Below are 1,026 nucleotides of genomic sequence, written 5' to 3'. Positions count from 1 at the left end.
GGAGATCATGGTGACCGGGGCCGTGGGCTCCACCAGGGCGAGGGCCTCGGGGATCAGCTCGACCACCGAGTCCAGCGGCACCACGCAGATGTGGTGGTCGGGGACCAGGCTGATCGCCCTCCGGCCCTCCTCGGGACGGCCGGTGAGGAAGATGGTGCCGGTCTCGGCGCAGGAGACGGTCGAGGACGTCACCACCGCGTCCACGGCGTTGAGTTCACGCACCCCCAGGGCCGAGGGGTCGCGGGCGTCATTGGGATCCACCAGCATCCGGCGGGTGGCGGTGTCCTGCGGCAACCAGGCGGTGTCCAGACCGGCCGGGACCACATACCGGGCGGAGACCCCCAGCAGCTGCTCGATCCGCCCCGGCAGGGAGGCGGGGGTCTCGTGGTGCACCGCGGCCTTGTAGTCGACCAGCCGGTCCACGAGCATCTCGACGACCTCCTCAGCCGCACGCTCCGAGACGCGGCGATAGGTGCGCTGCGCCGGTGCAGGGGTAGGCGCGTCGTGCAGCGCCCCGCGGATCCGGTTGAGGATCTCGGTCTTTGCCTCGCTCATCGTGCTCCCCCGTCGTCTTCGGTGTCGGTCTCGGCCCCATCCGGTGCGGTACTGCCCGCATCCGGGCCGGCGGCCGGGCCGCCGTCGGCGGCCACCCGTTCCTGGGTCTCCTCGGCGTGCTTGGCCCACCAATGGCGGAAAGACTCCTTCGGCGGGGCGGGGATGTCGCGCTCATCGGTCCAGCCCCCGGCGATCCCGGGCAACCAGGAAATCGCCCGATCCTTGCCCGCCACCGCCCTCCCCAACGGCAGACCCTTCTCGGCCAACCCCATCCGGGTGCCCGAGGACATCACCACCGAAGCGCCCTTCATCATCAAATCCATCTGGGAGGGCACCCGGGGGGTGGGCTTGCTGCGCACGTCCTCGTCGCGCAGGTGCACGAGGATCTCGGGGATGTTGATCTTCACCGGGCACACGTCGTAGCAGGCCCCGCACAGCGAGGAGGCGTAGGGCAGGGAGGCGTTCTGCTCG

At 70.8% G+C, this 1,026-nt stretch carries 1 protein-coding gene and 1 pseudogene; both read right to left on the bottom strand.

Features of this window, described 5'->3' with window-relative positions; translation table 11 throughout:
* Positions 1-555, bottom strand: a 555-nt coding sequence (locus ACP7CD_RS18365; protein WP_426120830.1) for a LutC/YkgG family protein, incomplete at its 3' end; no start/stop codon positions are given.
* Positions 552-1,026 (bottom strand): annotated as a pseudogene (locus ACP7CD_RS18360) ((4Fe-4S)-binding protein); the annotation flags it as partial. The pseudogene ACP7CD_RS18360 and the gene ACP7CD_RS18365, both read right to left, overlap by 4 nt.

The organism is Kocuria sp. LHG3120, from assembly GCF_049897445.1.
Classification (GTDB): domain Bacteria; phylum Actinomycetota; class Actinomycetes; order Actinomycetales; family Micrococcaceae; genus Kocuria; species Kocuria rosea.
The sequence above is the reverse complement of the archived record's forward strand: the minus strand, read 5'-3'. Positions and strand labels throughout refer to the sequence as shown.